The 19,481-nt window shown below is 41.3% G+C and carries 18 protein-coding genes and 1 riboswitch; of the genes, 9 read left to right on the forward strand and 9 right to left on the reverse strand.

What is annotated here, in order from left to right; all coding sequences use genetic code 11:
* Positions 1–147 precede the first annotated feature (147 nt).
* Positions 148–1,425: an O-acetylhomoserine aminocarboxypropyltransferase/cysteine synthase family protein gene (locus tag ACZ5QH_RS21450; protein ID WP_303576598.1), complete on the forward strand. Its 1,278-nt coding sequence runs from the start codon at positions 148–150 to the stop codon at positions 1,423–1,425.
* A gap of 74 nt (positions 1,426–1,499) precedes the next feature.
* Here ACZ5QH_RS21450 and phoU read toward each other — a convergent pair whose 3' ends face one another.
* The gene (phoU, locus tag ACZ5QH_RS21455; protein ID WP_004725313.1) at positions 1,500–2,222 is read right to left on the reverse strand and encodes a phosphate signaling complex protein PhoU; all 723 of its coding nucleotides are present in this window, start codon (positions 2,220–2,222) and stop codon (positions 1,500–1,502) included.
* 262 nt (positions 2,223–2,484) lie between these two features.
* Here phoU and ACZ5QH_RS21460 point away from each other — a divergent pair, with 262 nt between their 5' ends.
* From ACZ5QH_RS21460 to ACZ5QH_RS21495, 8 genes are all read left to right on the forward strand, one after another.
* Complete coding sequence (locus tag ACZ5QH_RS21460; protein WP_303576597.1) at positions 2,485–3,690, forward strand: hypothetical protein; 1,206 nt, start codon at positions 2,485–2,487, stop codon at positions 3,688–3,690.
* A 65-nt stretch (positions 3,691–3,755) separates the two neighbouring features.
* On the forward strand, positions 3,756–4,808 hold the full coding sequence (locus ACZ5QH_RS21465; RefSeq protein ID WP_303576595.1) for a hypothetical protein: 1,053 nt from the start codon (positions 3,756–3,758) through the stop codon (positions 4,806–4,808).
* A 53-nt stretch (positions 4,809–4,861) separates the two neighbouring features.
* Positions 4,862–4,995: riboswitch (TPP riboswitch) on the forward strand.
* Positions 4,996–5,130: 135 nt separating this feature from the next.
* A complete protein-coding gene (thiC, locus tag ACZ5QH_RS21470; protein WP_034612636.1) occupies positions 5,131–7,026 on the forward strand; it encodes a phosphomethylpyrimidine synthase ThiC in 1,896 nt (631 codons plus the stop codon).
* 75 nt (positions 7,027–7,101) lie between these two features.
* Entirely contained in the window at positions 7,102–7,722 is a 621-nt protein-coding gene (locus ACZ5QH_RS21475; protein WP_004816566.1) for an NUDIX domain-containing protein, read from the forward strand.
* Positions 7,723–7,731: 9 nt separating this feature from the next.
* The gene (gene cpdA / locus ACZ5QH_RS21480) at positions 7,732–8,541 is read left to right on the forward strand and encodes a 3',5'-cyclic-AMP phosphodiesterase (protein ID WP_303576592.1); all 810 of its coding nucleotides are present in this window, start codon (positions 7,732–7,734) and stop codon (positions 8,539–8,541) included.
* Between the two features lie 208 nt (positions 8,542–8,749).
* On the forward strand, positions 8,750–9,277 hold the full coding sequence (gene dksA / locus ACZ5QH_RS21485; protein WP_004725300.1) for an RNA polymerase-binding protein DksA: 528 nt from the start codon (positions 8,750–8,752) through the stop codon (positions 9,275–9,277).
* A 4-nt stretch (positions 9,278–9,281) separates the two neighbouring features.
* On the forward strand, positions 9,282–10,196 hold the full coding sequence (gene gluQRS / locus ACZ5QH_RS21490) for a tRNA glutamyl-Q(34) synthetase GluQRS (RefSeq protein WP_303576590.1): 915 nt from the start codon (positions 9,282–9,284) through the stop codon (positions 10,194–10,196).
* A gap of 94 nt (positions 10,197–10,290) precedes the next feature.
* Entirely contained in the window at positions 10,291–10,677 is a 387-nt protein-coding gene (locus ACZ5QH_RS21495; protein ID WP_464016764.1) for a hypothetical protein, read from the forward strand.
* Positions 10,678–10,738: 61 nt separating this feature from the next.
* Here the strand turns inward: ACZ5QH_RS21495 and ftsW are convergent, their stop codons facing one another.
* From ftsW to ACZ5QH_RS21535, 8 genes are all read right to left on the reverse strand, one after another.
* Positions 10,739–11,935, reverse strand: a complete 1,197-nt coding sequence (gene ftsW, locus ACZ5QH_RS21500) for a putative lipid II flippase FtsW (protein WP_004725295.1) — start codon at positions 11,933–11,935, stop codon at positions 10,739–10,741.
* Between the two features lie 22 nt (positions 11,936–11,957).
* Positions 11,958–13,304: a UDP-N-acetylmuramoyl-L-alanine--D-glutamate ligase gene (gene murD / locus ACZ5QH_RS21505; protein WP_034612643.1), complete on the reverse strand. Its 1,347-nt coding sequence runs from the start codon at positions 13,302–13,304 to the stop codon at positions 11,958–11,960.
* 259 nt (positions 13,305–13,563) lie between these two features.
* On the reverse strand, positions 13,564–14,109 hold the full coding sequence (locus ACZ5QH_RS21510) for a VTT domain-containing protein (RefSeq protein ID WP_303576586.1): 546 nt from the start codon (positions 14,107–14,109) through the stop codon (positions 13,564–13,566).
* Positions 14,110–14,218: 109 nt separating this feature from the next.
* On the reverse strand, positions 14,219–14,878 hold the full coding sequence (locus ACZ5QH_RS21515) for a riboflavin synthase (RefSeq protein WP_096735324.1): 660 nt from the start codon (positions 14,876–14,878) through the stop codon (positions 14,219–14,221).
* A 92-nt stretch (positions 14,879–14,970) separates the two neighbouring features.
* Complete coding sequence (locus ACZ5QH_RS21520) at positions 14,971–16,275, reverse strand: DNA adenine methylase (RefSeq protein WP_004725289.1); 1,305 nt, start codon at positions 16,273–16,275, stop codon at positions 14,971–14,973.
* Positions 16,272–17,384, reverse strand: coding sequence for a bifunctional diaminohydroxyphosphoribosylaminopyrimidine deaminase/5-amino-6-(5-phosphoribosylamino)uracil reductase RibD (ribD, locus tag ACZ5QH_RS21525; protein WP_303576585.1), 1,113 nt, complete (start codon positions 17,382–17,384; stop codon positions 16,272–16,274). Before ribD ends, ACZ5QH_RS21520 begins: the two co-directional genes overlap by 4 nt.
* Before the next feature lie 32 nt (positions 17,385–17,416).
* The gene (gene nrdR / locus ACZ5QH_RS21530; protein ID WP_004725286.1) at positions 17,417–17,881 is read right to left on the reverse strand and encodes a transcriptional regulator NrdR; all 465 of its coding nucleotides are present in this window, start codon (positions 17,879–17,881) and stop codon (positions 17,417–17,419) included.
* 144 nt (positions 17,882–18,025) lie between these two features.
* Positions 18,026–19,429, reverse strand: a complete 1,404-nt coding sequence (locus ACZ5QH_RS21535; protein ID WP_303576583.1) for an ammonium transporter — start codon at positions 19,427–19,429, stop codon at positions 18,026–18,028.
* Between the last annotated feature and the right edge of the window lie 52 nt (positions 19,430–19,481).

Consider the following 19,481-nt stretch of genomic DNA (forward strand, 5'->3'; position numbering starts at 1 on the left):
ATTTTTCCTCGCTGAAACTCAATTTATCTCGGGCTGCATTGTTGGCTTTATCTGTTTTTATGATTTTAAAATATATAAACCCTTGTTTACTTCATATATTTATTTGTTACACTCTATTGAAATTTAATAAAAAGTTGACGGAAGAACATGACATATAAAGACGAAACTCTTGCCATACATGCAGGCTATGAACCAGAAGCAACCACTAAAGCGGTCGCCGTTCCAATTTATCAGACTACCTCTTATGCCTTTGATAATACCCAACATGGTGCGGATTTATTTGACCTCAAAGTTCAGGGTAATATTTATACACGGATCATGAACCCAACGACCGCTGTGCTTGAGCAACGTCTGAGCGCACTTGAAGGCGGTATTGGTGCTTTAGCATTGGCTTCGGGTATGTCTGCGATCACCTATTCTATCCAGACCATTGCAGAAGCGGGTGACAATATTGCATCGGTTTCAACACTCTATGGCGGAACATATAATTTATTTGCTCACACTTTGCCAAAACAAGGTATTGAAGTGCGTTTCTTTGATTACCAAGATCCTGAAGCATTGCGCGGCTTGATTGATGAAAAAACCAAGTTGGTTTTCGTTGAGTCGATTGGTAATCCGTTGGGTAATATTATTGACCTAGATGCCATTGCTAAAATCGCACACGGATATGGTGTACCCGTGATTGTGGATAATACCGTTGCAACACCTGCCCTACTGAAACCTTTTGAACATGGTGCAGATATCGTGGTGCATTCATTGACCAAGTATATTGGCGGTCATGGTAATTCGATTGGTGGCGCGATTGTCGATAGCGGTAAATTCCCTTGGGGCAAATATCCCGAGCGCTTCAAAGTCTTAAATACCCCAGATCCAAGTTATCATGGGGTGAACTATGTAGAAGCTTTGGGTGCTGCGGCATATATCGCCCGTGCACGTGTTGTTCCATTAAGAAATACAGGCGCAGCAATCAGCCCGCTCAGCGTATTCTTAATTTTACAAGGCTTAGAAACACTCAATTTGCGTATGGAACGCCATACTGAAAATGCACAAAAAGTTGCTGAATATTTACAGGCACACCCAAAAGTAAAATGGGTCAACTATGCTGGCTTAAAAGATCATCCACAACATGCTTTGGCACAAAAGTACGTCAAAGGTAAACCGTCTGCAATTCTGTCTTTTGGTGTTGAAGATGGTCGTGAAGGTGGCACCCGTTTTATCGATGCATTACAGCTGTTTACGCGTCTGGTGAATATTGGCGATGCAAAAAGTTTAGCCTGTCATCCAGCAACCACCACTCATCGTCAACTGAATGAAACAGAGCTAAAAGCAGCAGGCGTGAGTATTGATATGGTGCGCTTATCTGTGGGGATTGAACATATTGATGACTTGATTGCAGACTTAGAACAAGCACTTGCTCAAGTGTAATTTTCTTTTTGTGATCTTAAATTTTCCAAATAAAAAGACCTGAATCATTCAGGTCTTTTTACTTATAAATTCAATTATTTACCTTGAACTTTTTGTTCAATCTCTTCAACACTGGTATGTCGCGCATCAAAACCTTTTGCCATATAAATCACTTGTTCTGAGATATTACGGGCATGGTCACCAATCCGTTCCAGTGAACGCAATACCCACATCACATTGATAACCCGACTAATATGACGTGGATCTTCGATCATATAGGTCATCAGTGTGCGCGTCGCGGATTGATATTCACGGTCAATATCTGCATCGGCCAACAAAACTTTTAATGCTTGTTCTGCATCCACACGCGCAAAAGCATCTAAAGCATCATGAATCATGACACGCACTTGATTGCCAATATGCCGTGTTTCCATATAGCCACGTGGCGATTCACCCTCTTCACATAAAGTCTGTGCAATACGGGCAATTTTTGCAGCTTCATCACCAATACGTTCTAAATCGGTATTGGCTTTACTCATGGCAATCACCATACGTAAGTCGATTGCAGCTGGATGACGACGCGCCAAAATCAAAGTCAGTGCTTCATCAATTTCTCGTTCATAACGATTGACTGTATTGTCTTGAAATTGAACATCAATCGCCATATTGGCATTGGTATCCAATAAAGCATGCACTGCATTTGCGACTTGTTGTTCTACCAAACCGCCCATGGTCATAAATTTGGTATTCACATCCTGTAAGTCCTCATTAAATTGAGAAGATATATGATGGTTTAATACAGGATTACTTGGGCTCAAGGTCAGATGCTCCACACGCAACAAAAACTATTTTTATGGGTTAATATTAAAGCATATTCATTATGAATGTTTTATGACAAGTATTTTTCTTTCAAATGAATTTCTCAATATCGCTCATTTCACTTCTGATCAAAGCAATTTAGAGTAAAGATACTACTACAATTTGCTGAATTTACATATGTCACTTTGCTGTGAGCATCCATTTATCGTAAATTCACGATGCTGTACTCAGCTTAATTTTTGCAGATCTTAAATCAGACACATGACTCAGTTTCTTGCAAAAAGTAACGTTTCATTATCACAAAACTACAAAATATTTCATTTATTTAGCCTCGATTCAGCGACAATGGCATCGAACAAAACTGAGCTTCTTTTAAATGCTGGTCGAATGAAATTTCCTCGCAATACCCTTCATTTTCTCATTTCAGGCATACTCGTTATCTTGAGTTGCATGGTGGTTATCGCGTGTCAAAAACCCACAACCGACATTGTCAAAGAATCCAAAGAAGCGCCGCAAAAAGAAAATCCAATTCCTGATTTAACCCAAATTTGCCAAAATCTCAAAAATGAGATGCTGGCAATCAATGCAAAAAGAACCACGCTTGCGATAGAACAAGTCAATCAAGATATTCGTATGTGTTTGCCCTTGATGAAACCTGCGGAACAAATGGAATTGATGCATCAGTCGAAACGTATGTATCAACAATTTTTACAAATTGAGCGCACTTCAGAACAACAACAAGCATTTGAAAACTATGCTTTAGATCAAGCTGCATACCCGACCATTCAACAGAGTAAATTTGAACAACTTAATCTGCGTGACCAATATTTATTACGTCACAAAGGCCAAGCGTATATCGAATTGACCGAACAAACAGATGATAAAATTGTCTATCGAAGAAGCCCGCAATATTTAGCAAAAGTTTTCGCGCCGTATCTGACTGCGCCTGAACAAGTTTTTATCGAAAATCTTGCACAACAAAATACCCAACCGCTTTTTAAAAACCATAAACCCGATATTGAGGCTGAAGAAATTGCAAAAAGAGCTAAGTTTTGGCAAGAATATCTGCAAACTTATCCCAATAGCCCTTTTTTACATGATGCGCAGTTCTTAAAAAATGCCTATAGCAGTCTATTGTTTTTAGGCACTGAAGAAGCACCTATATCGACCAGTTTTGAAAATCAAACTGATATCGATGCAGCCAGCTGGTTGGTGATTGAACGCTTGGCAAAATCCAATGATGGTGAGCTTTCAGCTCAGGCCAAGAAGTTTGTTCATTTTTTAGCGATGAGCAAAGAGCAAAGACAGCAAAAAATTCAAATTAGTGAAAAAGAACGCACTAAACTGGAAAATATCCCTCAATTATTGGCGCTGTCCCAGCTCAATCAATATCTAAATTTAAGCCCGATCGACTTTAAGCATGTTAAAAAAGATTGCTTTAGTGATGCGATTTGTTCTAACAGTTAGATGTTATTTTAGCTCAATTTTTATTATCCTTGTGACATTCAAAAATACACAACAACAGTCATACTATGAAAGCTTTAAAACAACATCTATCACTCACAACACTCTGCCTGTGTACCCTATTCAGCGCTTGCCAAAAGCACGACAATAATCAAACAATTGAGACAACTAAAGCAGCTTCTAAAGCGACTCAGACCAGTACAGCTGAAATACCAGCACTTCCACAAGACTGTAACGAGATAGATACAAGCATCAAAAAATTAGAAAAAACGGTCATCGTTGAAGATTTAAATGACCTCAATCAATTACTAAAAAAATGTCTCGCATCTGCACCGTTAAAAACACGTTATCAATGGCAAGCAAAAATTGAAAACATTTATCAAAAACTCATCGCCGATGCCTCGCCTGAAGTCTTTCAATATATGACCGATACACTTGCAGACGGTCAGTCTATGACAGCTCAACAAAAACAAGAACTGTATAAAAAGTTAAAACCGCGTGAGAAATATTTAGTTGATCACGCAAAGGACTTATATTTAGCAAAATTTTATATCGGTGAAGGTGAATACACCTTTGTACAGCATCCACAATATGATCTGGATATTTTTGCACCCTATTTAGAAAAATCAGATCAGGTCTACTTTAAACAGATCCGTAAAGAATATACAGGTGCCAACTATATTATGGACGCAGGGCTAGCAATTAGTTTTGATGAAGTGGCCAATCGACTGTTATATTGGGAAAAATTCAATAAAGATTACCCCAACAACCATTTTAAACCTCAAGTCGTAGAGAACATTGAACAATACCGTAGTGCACTTTTTCAAGGCGACGACAACACCCGTACGCTCTGGTTCGATGACGATAAAATTGCAGATGAACAAGCAATCAAAGCGATTGAAAAAATTGCAAAAAGTAAAACTGCAAGTAGCCAAACTGCACAGAAATTTGTGAATTTAATCAACGCAAGTGAAACGCTTTGGCAGCAAATGCCAAAACCATCTAGACAGTATCCTGAAGATAACTCACCTGAACAGCAAGAGATCCGAGCACAACGTGAAGCATTTGAACAAAAAATTAGAAAATCTGTCGAGGAAATTCTGGCTCAAAAAAATAATTGAAATTGATATCTGCATGCCAACATATTTTCAATGAGAACATGCTAAGATTTAAACATCGCTTGACGGAGCGCGAGTAATTCCTCGCTGAGATTTAGTCAGTTTTGCATCTCCTTGCCAAAACTTAAACTAAAGTACCGTTGAACCTGATCAGGTTAAGACCTGCGTAGGAATCAAGCATCTAAAAACTGACAGCCCATAATTTATCTATTTTTTCGCAATAGCGCTTTATTCTGATGATGGATTTAGCAGATAAAATAGACTAAATTTGCCACCGTTTTTGGTCGTGCTTGATTCGTTGATGTCATTCATAAGGATCATTGTAATGAACCAATTAACGAATCTATCCCCTGCTGATCAATTGGCTCAACACGAGCAAGAAGCCAAAGATCTGACTCGAATTTTACCCGCATCTAAAAAAGTTTATATTCAAGGGTCACGCCCAGATATTCAAGTGCCGATGCGTGAAATTGAACTCACGGATACTCCGACAGGCCTTGGTGGTGAAAAAAATCCACCGATTATGGTCTACGATACTTCAGGTGTCTATACCGATCCCAACGTACACATCGATTTGAATAAAGGCTTACCCAATGTCCGTGAAACTTGGATTGAAGAACGTGCCGATACTGAACATTTAGCCAGCTTAACCTCTAAATTTGGCCAAGAACGTCTAAAAGATATTCGTACTGCTGAAATCCGTTTTGCCCATATTCAAAAACCACGTCGTGCAAAAACAGGCAACAATGTCACACAAATGCATTATGCCAAACAAGGCATCATCACGCCTGAAATGGAATACATTGCGATTCGTGAAAATCAGCGCCAGCATGAAGGTGTCGATATGCGCCAGCATGCAGGACAAAATTTTGGTGCACACAACCTCATGGAGATTACCCCTGAATTTGTGCGTAAAGAAGTCGCTGAAGGTCGTGCCATTATTCCAGCCAATATTAACCATCCTGAATGCGAACCCATGATCATTGGGCGTAATTTCTTGGTAAAAATCAATGCCAATATTGGCAACTCAGCTTTGGGTTCATCGATTGATGAAGAAGTGTCGAAAATGACTTGGGCAACCCGCTGGGGTGCTGACACCATCATGGACTTATCGACGGGTAAAAACATCCATGAAACCCGTGAATGGATTATCCGCAACTCACCAGTTCCAATTGGTACGGTACCAATTTATCAAGCACTTGAGAAAGTCGATGGTGTTGCTGAAGACCTGACATGGGAAATCTTTAAAGACACCCTGATTGAACAAGCTGAACAAGGTGTCGATTATTTCACCATTCACGCTGGGGTCTTATTACGTTATGTGCCGATGACAGCCAATCGTTTAACAGGGATCGTATCACGCGGTGGTTCGATCATGGCGCAATGGTGTTTGGCGCATCATGAAGAAAACTTCCTCTATACGCATTTTGATGAAATCTGCGAAATCATGAAAGCCTATGATGTGTCTTTCAGCTTAGGCGATGGTTTACGTCCGGGCTGTATTCAGGATGCCAATGATGAAGCACAATTTTCCGAATTACGCACTTTAGGTGAACTGACTCATCGGGCATGGAAACATGATGTTCAGGTCATGATCGAAGGGCCAGGCCATGTTCCAATGCATATGGTCAAAGAAAATATGGACTTGCAACTTGAAGTTTGTCAGGAAGCACCTTTCTATACTCTTGGTCCGCTCACCACCGATATTGCTCCGGGCTATGACCATATTACCTCGGCGATTGGTGCAGCGATGATTGGTTGGTACGGTACTGCAATGTTGTGCTATGTGACTCCCAAAGAGCATTTGGGTCTGCCCAATAAGAAAGATGTTAAAGACGGGATTATCACCTATAAAATCGCAGCCCATGCAGCGGATTTAGCCAAAGGTCATCCGGGCGCACAAGTTCGTGACAATGCATTATCTAAGGCACGCTTTGAGTTCCGTTGGGAAGATCAATTCAATCTCAGCTTAGATCCTGATACTGCAAGATCGATGCATGATGAGACGATGCCTAAAGAAGCACATAAGTCTGCGCACTTCTGTTCAATGTGCGGACCTAAGTTCTGCTCGATGAAAATCACTCAAAACGTGCGAGATTATGCACAAAATCAACAAAATGCAGCCCACCCTGTAAATAGCGAAACGCTTATAGAAGATGGTCTCAAAACCATGAAATCCGTTTATCAGGAACAAGGGCAAAAGTTGTACCATAAAGTGTAAAGATTAAAAAAAACTTTTGTCTTTCACTATTTCTCAGTTAGGATGAAGTGAATATGTTTCATCCTAACTGTGCACATGAACATCATTCAGCAAGCAACCTACACCCATAATGATGTAGAAATACAATCTCGTGAATATGCCTTTAAAGGTTTTGTTCAAGTCGAAAAAGTGAGCTTGCGACACCGATTATTTAATCAAACTGAATATACCTCAGCCATTCAACGTGAATTAATTCGCCGTAAAGAAGCTGCTGGTGTACTGATTTATAATGATCAACAACAAAAATTTGCATTGATTGAACAGTTTCGTGTAGGGGCAATTGATGATGAAATTTCACCTTGGCAACTCGAAATCATTGCAGGCGTACTTGATGGAGATGAATCTCCAGAAAGTTGCATTCGACGGGAAAGCATCGAAGAATCTGGATGTGAATTAAACCAAATCAAACACCTGTTTAGCTTCTATCCATCTGCTGGTGCATGTGATGAAATCTTTCATCTCTATGTAGCGCAAGCCGCATTACCTGCTGAAGGTGGTGTGTTTGGTATGCCAGATGAAGGTGAAAATATCCAACTTCATATCATTGATTATTCAGATCTGAGTCTATTATTAAAAAGTAATCGTTTAAAAAATGCACCTGTGATTATGGCTTTGCAATGGCTACAACAGCACTTGCATGCATTTGAAGATGTCTAGGGGAAAGGCATGCAATCAGAGATATTGCCGCAAACAGATAAAGATAGAGTGATTATCCAAATCACAGATACACACCTGATGGATAAACCTGATGCAGAGTTTGTCGGGATTAATCCTGAAGAAAGCTTTCATGCCGTCATGGATGATATTCAGCAACGTTATAAAAATATCGATCTGATTTTACATACTGGTGATTTGGCTCAAGCTGCATTTCCAGAAACTTATGCGCGCTATTTAGAATATATGCAGCGTTTTGGTGTCGATTTCTACCAAATTCCGGGAAATCACGACAATCTCAACTTGTTCCCGTTCCATTCGCCAGAACCTATTCCAGCCGTAATTGAGTTAGATCAATGGCGTATCATTTTGTTGAATAGTGCTGTGGGTGGACGTACCGATGGAAACATTCAAACGGAACAATTGGTCCATCTAAAACGGCTATTGGAACAATTTCGTGACAAGTTTATCCTTATCGCCTGTCATCACAATCCTTTTGATATGCATTCCAAATGGCTCGATCAACATAAGCTCAAAAATGCCGATGAATTAAAGGCCGTACTCGAACCCTTTGATAACATCAAAGCTGTGTTACATGGTCATGTCCATCAAGAATCCTATAACTTGTGGAATGGAATACAGTTTATTTCTACTCCTGCAACGTGTGTACAATTTAAACCCCTCAGCCAAGAGTTTTCATTTGACCCGATTGCGCCTGGTTACCGTTGCTTACATTTAAAAGCCAATGGTGAATTTGAGACCTCTGTACACCGCTTGGATCACTTCAAAGTTACAATTAATGAAGAAATTTCAGGTTACTAGCTTTTCATTTTGGCTTTTTTCTATTAAGTTATTCGTCCAACGAGATATGCAGAAAGTCGAATTCAGGGTTAGGTGACTTTCATCTTGGTAAAAAAATCTATATGATGACGCCCCCGATAGATTCATTCTGTTGGTAGTGATAAAAATACTTGCATATCACCATATTTTTTGCGTATAGATAATACGTATATGATGAGGAATGCCCTTTATGGCGAATGACAACCAAAATCAAGTCTTGGAAGAACAAACAGCAATTGCAGATGATAAGTCTGTAAAGCGAGTGCGTAAAACCAAGCCGAAGACCAATGAAAACGGTACTACAGCAAGTCTATTCGGTATCGAGCCTTATCAGCCAAAGAAAAATGAAGAATACATGTCTGAGGGGCAACTCGAACATTTTCGTAAAATTTTGCTGGCATGGAAAGCAGAATTGATGTCGGAAGTGGATCGCACCCTAAATACAATGCAAGATGAATCTTCTTCTTTACCTGATGTAAATGACCGTGCGACGCAAGAAGAAGAGTTTGCCATCGAATTACGTACCCGTGACCGTGAACGTAAACTTATTCGTAAAATAGAGCAATCTATTGAAGCGATTAAAAATGATGACTATGGTTTCTGTGAAACTTGCGGTATCGAAATTGGTTTACGCCGTTTAGAAGCACGACCAACTGCAACTTTATGTATCGACTGTAAAACCCTTGCAGAGATCAAAGAGAAGCAAAATAACGGTTAATACTGTGTCAAATTCCTCCCCAACCCTCTCTTTTCCAAAGGGAGGGAGGAAGAGTACCGTATACAAAGGTCGGTTTGCACCCTCACCCACAGGGCCGTTACATTTTGGTTCCTTAGTGACCGCTGTCGCGAGCTATTGCGACGCTAAAGCGCATCATGGGCAATGGATCGTCCGCATTGAAGACACGGATATCCCACGTATTTACCCAGATAGTGAACAGCATATTTTAAAATGCCTAGATGCTTTTGGCTTCCAATCCGATGCTGAAATCATTTATCAAAGACATCGCTTAGACATTTATCAATCTGTAATCGAACAACTCAAACAAAAACATTGCGTTTATGCCTGTGAATGTACCCGTAAAATATTAGGCTCAAATCATATCTATGCTGGCACCTGCCGAGACAAACAGCTCGACTTTCAAGACCAAGCCATTCGTGTAAAAGTTTCTGATCAAAACATTTGTTTCAATGACCGCTTGCAAGGACAACATTGCGCGAACTTACAACGCGATTTGGGTGACTTTGTACTGAAGCGTCGTGATGGCATTATCAATTACCAACTGGCAGTCGTTGTCGATGATTATTTACAAGAAATCAGCCATGTCGTGCGTGGTGCGGATTTATTGGATAATACTGAACGTCAAATTTGGCTAGGACAGCTTTTGGGTTATCCCGCTCTTGAATATATGCACTTACCGCTCGCCATGAATCATTTGGGGCAGAAACTCTCTAAACAAAACCTTGCGCAAGCGCTTGATCTCAAACATGCACCTGAATTGCTGTTACAAGCGATTAAAGCACTTGGACAAGCTCCAGTAGACCTAGATCAGCCAGATCTCATGTTGACTCAAGCTGTCGCTCAATGGGATATCTCTCGCATTCCTCAAGGGACAACGCTACAATCCATTTATCAGTAATCCCTGATTAAGCAACAATACCAATATAAGAATACCAACATCATTCAGGATTGAGATGAACCTTTTAAAAAATCTAATAACGCTGAGTTTTCTCATGATCACAGGCCTTACACAGGTCTATGCACAAATGGCAATTTTATGTATTTCCCCGATTTCTAAAACTGCTGTTGTTGATGAAATGAGTGGCGCACCACGTGAACAATGGGGTAAACCATTACCAACTTATTCAGTTCAACTCGATCGCTCTGCAATCATCAAGGTCGATCACAAAACCCCAATCAAACTTAAATTTGCAAATACCCCAGGAAAACATCAGATCAAGATTTATGCCAATGGTGTATTGGAAACTTCGTTTTATTATTCCCCAACAGCGATAGATGTATTAGGACTGAGTGAGTCCGGTTATCAAACTTGGGATTGGGTAAAATTTAAGACCACTCAATCGGCATTAAAATATTGCAATACGCAAAATCCAAAATAAATTATCCATAAAAAAAGCCATTTGTGATCAAATGGCTTGTCTATTTAAGTGCAATAAAAAATTAAAAACTAGACTCTTCTCGCGCTGGATTGGCATCCTTGGTGGTTGCATCAATTTTGAGAATTAAACTGATCATCACCGCACACATAATTAAAGATGAGCCACCATAACTAATAAATGGAAGCGTTAGCCCCTTGGTCGGCAACATGCCCATATTCATACCAGCATTCACCAAGATCTGTAATAAGAAAATAATACTGATCCCGTAAGCCAAATATCCTGCGCGCAAATATTGATGATTGAGCGCACGCTGACCGATACGAATACAGCAAATCAACATCACAAATGAGAGTAACAAAACGGTCGAAATACCAAAGAAACCGAATTCTTCACCTAAAATTGCCAACATAAAGTCAGTATGTGCTTCAGGCAAATAAGACATTTTTTGAATACTATGTCCTAAGCCCACCCCAAACCATTCACCACGACCAAAGGCCATCAAGGCATTCGACAATTGATAACCTGAGCCTAAAGGATCGGCCCAAGGGTTTGAGAATGACATTAAGCGTTCATAACGATATGGTTCAAACACGATTAAGGATACAAATGCCACCAGAATCGCACCGAATGCAAAACCGAACTGGATCATGGGTGCACCAGCCAAGAAGAACACACCCAGCATCGAAACAGCAATTACCACTGTTGCCCCTAAGTCAGGCTCTGCAATAATCAGTCCGACCGTCAGCAACATCACCACACCTAGACGTACCAAGCCCTTAATATTATTACGGACTTCTTCAGCACGACGAACCACATAGTCTGCGGTAAATATGGCCATCATCACCTTGGCGACTTCGGTTGCCTGCAAGGTAAATCCACCTACACGAATCCAACGTGTTGAACCATTGACTTCTGTACCCACCACCAAGACGGCGAGTAATAAAGCAATGGTGATCAACCACAATGGAAAGGTATTTTTAAACCAAAGGTTGAGTGAAACTCGATAGGTAATTGCGGCTGCAACAAAAGCCACCACGATCGAAATTGCATGACGAATCACATAGTGAAATTCGTTTTCATGCATCCGTTCGGCATAAGGCATTGAAGCCGAAGCCACCATCACCGTACCAATACACAACAATGAAATGACGCAAAATATCAGTACATTACGCGGTGTAATCTCTGCCGGCAATTTTGGCATCCAGCGATCATACACTTGGTGAATCTTACTTATAGTCGTCTGAGCTAACCCAGCCATACTTATTTCCTTATGATTCTTTTTAGTTTAAAGCATTTACATATTCAACAAAGCGATGACCACGCTCAGGATAGCCTGTAAACATATCAAAGCTTGCACATGCAGGTGATAATAGCACTACATCTTGCGCATGCGTATGTTGTTGACAAAGTTCTACAGCTTGTTGCAAAGATGCTGCATGTAGCAGCGTTGTTGTCCCTGCAATGGCATTTTCAATGATTGAGCGATCTTCACCCATCAGTACCGCAACTTTGGCATATTTTTGCAGAGACTCACGTAGTGCAGTAAAGTCCTGCCCTTTGCCCTGACCACCCAAAATAATTGCAACCTGACCACCTTGAGCTTCAATTGCAGCACCTAAGCCGTCCAATGCTGCTAAAGTTGCACCGATATTGGTGCCTTTAGAATCATTATAATAACGAACGCCATTCACTTCTTTAACGAATTCGCAACGGTGCTCTAAACCTTTAAAGGTTTTTAAGGTTTCAAGCATTTTGTCCATTGGTAAACCAATCGCTTCACCCAAAGCTAAACATGCCAAAGCATTGGCAACATTATGTGTTCCTTGGATATACATCTCTGAACTTTTAAGTAAACGCTCACGACCTCGCGCTAACCAAATCGTACCGTTATCTTCTCTTAGAATACCGTATTGTTTTAAATCGGGTGCATTGAGCCCAAAGCTTTGCATTGGTGTGACATCTGGCACCAATGGACGCGTCAATGAATCGTCACGGTTATATACGACTTTTTTCACACCTTGGAAAATACGATGTTTTGCCGCATGGTAACCTGCCATATCCCCATGACGGTCCAAGTGATCTTCACTCATGTTTAAGACCACAGCCACTTCTGCATTTAAACTTGAGGTTGCTTCCAATTGAAAGCTGGAAAGTTCAAGGATATAAACGTCTGGATCATCATGGGTTAAATCCAAAGCTGGACGCCCCAAGTTACCCCCTACCGCAACCTTAACCCCTGCATCTTGTGCCATTAAACCAATCAAAGTAGTCACGGTACTTTTTGCATTTGAGCCAGTAATCGCCACAATCGGTTTATCTGTAGCGCGGCGAAGAATTTGAATTTCACTGATAACGGGAATGCCTTTTGCAATCGCAGCTTGAATTGCTGGCAACTGAGGATCTAACCCTGGGCTAATGACAATTTCTTCAGCTTGTAAAAGTAAATCTTGATCGAGTTGACCAAAGCTGGTTTGAACTGCTGCTGGAATTTGCTCATGTCCTGGTGGGACTTCACGAGAATCTGTGACTGCAACACGGTAGCCATTTTCATGAAGAAAATTTACGGCTGAAACGCCTGAAATTCCAAGCCCAGCCACAACTTTTAACCCACCACGTTGTATTAACATTTTTGCTCACCAGCATTAAGATTTTAAAACTTGCAAAATGTTAGCACTTTGGCGATTTGAAAGCTTTTTCTGTTTGCACTTTCTGGATATTTTTTTGTGTCAGTGCGTAAAAATAGTAGCAGATTATTTTGAGCAATACCGCTGATTTTTTAAATGAAACCACTCGTGGTTTTATTCTACTCTCAATATCAATAAGCCGAATGTTGAGGATCAGCATTCGGCTTATTGATCGGGGCAGTTTACGACGGTTTGAATCTGATTAAAATAAATCGAGCAGCAAAGATAATAAATTGCCCGCGCCATAACCAGCACCAAGCAACAGCGCAATCCAAATCCATCCGCCTAAAATGTTATACAACATGAATACTGGCATTTTCATATGCCCTGCACCCGCTGCAAAAGGAGCAAAAGAACGAACAAAAGGCACAAAACGGGCAACCAGAATGGTTTTCCCACCATGCTTTTCAAAATAATGGTTGGTCTTTTTAATATATTCAGGCTTAAACCAACGTGAATGCGCGTGGAAAAACTTAAAACCTAGCGCACGCCCCGTATAATAGTTCACCATATACCCCAAAATTGAAGCAATAATCAGCAACACACCCATATAGTGCAAATGCACAGATTCAGCGGTAGAACATAAAGCACCAACAGCGATCAATAAACTATCGCCTGGGAGAAAAAACATAAAGACTGAGCCAGTTTCTGCAAAAATGATTAGAAACAAAATGGCATAAATCCACAGCCCGTAATTTTCTAAAAAAGTGGGCAATAATTGTTCTAAATGCAATAAAAATTCAAGCAATACTCAACTCTCTTACAGAAGAATTCACGATATATTAGCCTAATTTAATCATGTATATATTAAAAAGGCCTAAATAAATTAGGCTTTTTTAATCGGGTTCGGTTTTTATTTACTTTAAAAAACCATTGGCTGCCAGAAATTCCATACTGAGTTTAGACTCTGCTTTTGGCTCAGCAGCTTTATCACCAAGCAACAATCTTTCAATATACCGTGCCAATACATCGACTTCTAAATTGACTTGAGAGCCCACTTTCCACGTTGCAATATTGGTCCGTTCAGCAGTGTGTGGAATTAAATTTAAACTTAAGATATTTCCACGTAAATGATTGATGGTGAGGCTAATTCCATCTACAGTCACAGAACCTTTTTCAGCCAAATATTTAGCAATTTCAACAGGTGCAGTGACTTCAAAATATAGCGAACGCGCATCTGAACGCACTACAGTGATTTCACCCACAGCATCGACATGTCCACTGACGATATGTCCACCGAAGCGTGTTGTCGGCAACATTGCTTTTTCCACATTGACCGCTTGCCCCGCTTTCCAACTTGCTAAAGTCGAACGATTTAAGCTTTCACGGGATACATCCGCAGCGTACCAGTTTTCACCCCAGTCAATTACAGTTAAACAGATGCCATTGGTTGCAATAGAGTCGCCCAAATGTACATCAGACATATCCAAGTCTGTCTGAATACGTAAGCGCACATCACCGCCTACATTTTGTAAACTTTCGACTTTACCCAAACTTTCAATGATACCTGTGAACATAATTCTACCTACTGCTGCAGTGAGAGGAACTGATGAAGTTCAATCGTGTTTATTTTGCACTCGCCCCATATTTTAATGGCAAAGGCGAGTTGTTACCATAAGGCCAGTTGTGTACTTACCCCTGAAGTATCCACACCACCCAATTCCGCAAAATGATAAAGTTGTCCCAACAGCTGACGCAATGGTGGTCCAGACTTGGCATGGGTATCGGTGATCACAATAAACTCAAGCACACGTGCGCGTTCAGACTGGCGCTGTTTACTGACACGATAACGAGGCACATCCTGAGTCAATAAGGTGACTTTGCCACGCTTCAGATTGGCCGCCAATAAGTCTTTGGCCTCAATATTTCCATCGGTTGAGTAACTGGTGAGAATATAGCGCGCATTAATGGTTTCCAACAAATTCTCATAAGCTTCTTGTGCATGCTTAGAAGAATTATAAGGACTAGGACGTTCTTTACGCCATGCACGGTCAATCCCGCTTTTAAAACCTTTGGTATCCGGTGTCGGTAAATCAACTTGATCCCACAGTGTTAGCGAGTTAAGTACATGATAATTACTACTATAAGCATGTTGGTTATACGGTGGATCTAAATAGGCCACATCGACTTCAAAACCACTCATTTGATTTGCCAAGTGTTGTGCATCAACACACCACACTTCTGCCATTGGGGTTTTCTGTTTATTCTGCCCAACTTCACTAAAGCGGCTGGGGGTAAGCCACAATAACGACTCAATCCGTTCCAACGCAGTTTGAGTCTTACCACCCCAACCATGATGGAAGCTTTTAAATACACCACTGGTATTACTGACAAAACTTGCTGAATAGAGCAAAGGTGCTAATAAGGCACTCATTTCTACATCGTCAATTGCACCCTGTGCTTGCCAAGTGGCAATTTGCTGGCGAATTGCATCTATACGCATCCCATTACGGCGTTTAAAAAACAAACGGTCTCGTGCAGGGTCATAAATTTCATCATTCCGCGGACAAAGGTTATGCGTAACCCATCCTTTCACTTCAGGCAAGCGGTTTAAATAATCGATGGCTTTTTGATACCCACCCAATTCTTTAAATGCAGGTGCATCTGTGCATGCCAAAATGGCATGATTTAATGCATGGCTATACGGTTCCCAGTCATTGGCAATCACCCGATAGCCATTTTGACGTGCTAAACGTGAAACCACCCCACTGCCTGCAAAAAAATCGGCAAAAATCGGGGCGCGTTTACCCTTAGGATTCAAAGTACCTGTGATTTCAAGCGCTTCAAGAATCAGATGCAACAAACGACGTTTGTTTCCCAGATAGGGAACCAACTGATGAAAAAGATATTCATCTGTTGTACGCGCAGCATGACGACGTTTATGGTAAACCGATGATGTTGACTCTGGATTCATACTGACTCTTGTGAAGGGATAAGTCTTAAGCGAATGTCATCACCAAACTGATGAACATCTTGTAACTTAAAACGTAATTGTTGTGCCATCGTTTCAAATTCGGCATTGAACATGGCACGTGCTGATTGTCCTAAAAAGGTTGGCGCAACATAACTGATTAATTCATCCACCAGTTTTTCCTGCAAAAATGCAGTGGATAATGTCGCACCTGCTTCAACCAACACATCGTAAATTTGGAAATCTTTTAAAGTCGTAAGCAAATCTTTTAAAGATTGAACTTCTAATTGTACCACGCCCAGCTTGGCAAGTTCTTGACGAAATGGTCCCATAACCATCACTGTTTCAGGTGCGCTAAAAATTTGAGCATTGAGCGGCAAACGCCCTTGTCGGTCTAAAATCACCCGCTTAGGCTGGACAATCGTTGCAATATCAATATCGCCCAATGAACGCACATTTAATTGAGGGTCATCTGCCAAAATGGTATCGATCCCGGTAATTACTGCACCTGAAATGGCCCGCCAATGCTGAACATCTTGACGTGATTCAGCCCCAGTGATCCATTTAGACTCACCAGACGCCATTGCCGTACGGCCATCTAAACTTGACGCCACCTTTAACCGTACATAAGGCACACCCGTTGCCATTGCTTTTAAAAAGCCTTGATTGAGTTGTGCCGCTTGTTGCTCACAAACCCCAGTTTCAACCTCAATCCCTGCCTGACGTAAAATATCCACGCCTTTTCCCGCCACCAAAGGATTTGGATCAGCGCATGCAACGACAACTTTGCTGACACCTGCTTCAACCAAGCCTTTGGCACAAGGTGGTGTACGACCATAATGCGCACAAGGTTCCAAAGTGACATAAGCGGTTGCACCTTTCGCAGACTCGCCTGCTTGACGCATGGCAAAAACTTCGGCGTGAGGTTGACCAGCTCTAGGATGAAAACCCTCTCCCACCCATTGCCCATCTTTTACAATGACACAACCGACGTTCGGGTTTGGTCGTGTGGAATATTGTCCAAGCTTCGCGAGCTCAATTGCTTTCTGCATCCAAACCTGATCTATGTTGACATAATCTTCGGGTTTAGAATTTGAATCAAACTCAGACATAAAATTCCTAATCAATAACGTTCAAAAATAAATTAGTGGTCTTGCCCACGATCTTGCATTTGTTCAATTTGATGACGAAACGCATCAATATCTTGGAAATCCTGATACACCGACGCAAAACGCACATAAGCCACATGATCCAATGCAAACAAAGATTTCATGACAATTTCACCAATGGTGCGTGAACGTACATCACGTTCACCGAGGCGGCGAATTTGCAATTGAATATCACTAATGACGGTTTCAATCTGTTCTTGAGTCACGGGTCTTTTTTGTAAGGCGTGCATTAAAGAGCGTCGTAATTTTGCTTCGTCAAACGGTTCATTTTTACCATCTGACTTGGTCACGCGTGGCATGACCACTTCATAACTCTCAAATGTCGTAAAACGTTCGCCACAACTGATACATTCACGACGTCGACGAATCTGGCTACCTTCAGCGGCCAAACGAGAGTCGATTACTTTACTATCTGCAGCGTTGCAAAATGGACAATGCATAGTGGTTTTATTGAACAAAATTCATGATTTCAGCTAGTGTAGCAAAAAAACCAGATTTTGTTGAGCCTTTCGCAAGATATGGAAAAAAAACAGCCCTTACGGACTGTTTTATACTATATATAGTTATTATTCTAATTAGATTGCTTATTCGATACGTTCGCCATGTTGGCTTAAATCAAGACCCATACGTTCATCATCAGATTCAACACGGATCCCAATCACCACATCGATAATTTTAAGTAGGATAAAGGTCACAACTGCTGAGTATGCGATTGTTGCTAACACACCTTCAACTTGTACCCATAATTGATGCATGACATCTGTCGGTGCTTTGTCGCCCATAATGAATGAACTGGCAAATACTGCTGTTAAAATCGCACCAACAATACCACCTACACCATGTAAACCAAATGCATCCAATGAGTCATCTGCTTTAAGGATACGTTTAAGACCAGAGATTCCCCAGAAGCACACCACACCGCCGATTAAGCCCATGATCAACGCACCACTTACCGTCACAAAACCTGCTGCTGGCGTAATCACAACCAGACCAGCAACTGCACCCGATGCTGCACCCAATACTGAACCTTTACCACGAACAATTTTTTCAACCACTAACCAAGCAATTGCTGCCGCTGCGGCTGCGATTTGAGTTGTGACCAAAGCATACGCTGCTGAACCATTGGCACCTAAAGCAGAACCACCATTGAAACCAAACCAACCGACCCATACCAAGCTTGCACCCAATACAGTTAAAGTTAAGTTATGTGGTGCCATAGATTCTTTGCCTAAGCCCATACGTTTACCCAGTAAATACGCAGCAACTAGACCGGCAACACCCGAGTTAATATGAACAACAGTACCACCAGCAAAATCTAGTGCGCCATCATTCATTAACCAGCCACCACCCCATACCCAGTGTGCAATCGGTGCATAAACAATAATGACCCAAATCGTAATAAATGTGATCCAAGCACTAAATTTCATACGATCAGCCACAGAACCACTGATAATGGCAACGGTAATAATCGCAAAAGTCATTTGGAAAATAACGAAAAGAATTTCTGGAATTGTGCCACTCAGCGCATCTGTTGTAATTCCAGATAACATGATTTTATCGAAACCACCAATAAAAGCGTTACCAGAACCAAATGCAAGTGAATAACCAATGACCACCCATACGATGCTGACCACTGCTGCGGCAGTAAAGCTTTGCGCCATGGTGGCAAGCACATTTTTCTTACGAACCATACCGCCGTAGAACAATGCTAAACCGGGAATTGTCATTAGCAATACAAGTGCTGTAGATACAAGAATCCACGCTGTATCACCTGTATTTAAAGTTGGTTTTTCTGCCTCTGCTGGCGCAGCTGTGGCAGTCACCGTTTCAGGCGCAACGGTTGCCGATGTATCGGCGACTGTTGCAGTCACATCACTTGCCGTTGCAACAGCTGTAGATGCAGGCTCAGCTACGTTTTCTTCTGCCCACGCAACTGATCCGCCAAGAAGTGCGCCAGACAGGCTGAGCGCTAATAGCATTTTTTTCATTCGTATCCCCCAACCTAATTTTGTGAGTTATGTATTGATATACATAACCAGC

It is taken from the genome of Acinetobacter sp. Ac8 (genome assembly GCF_055392545.1).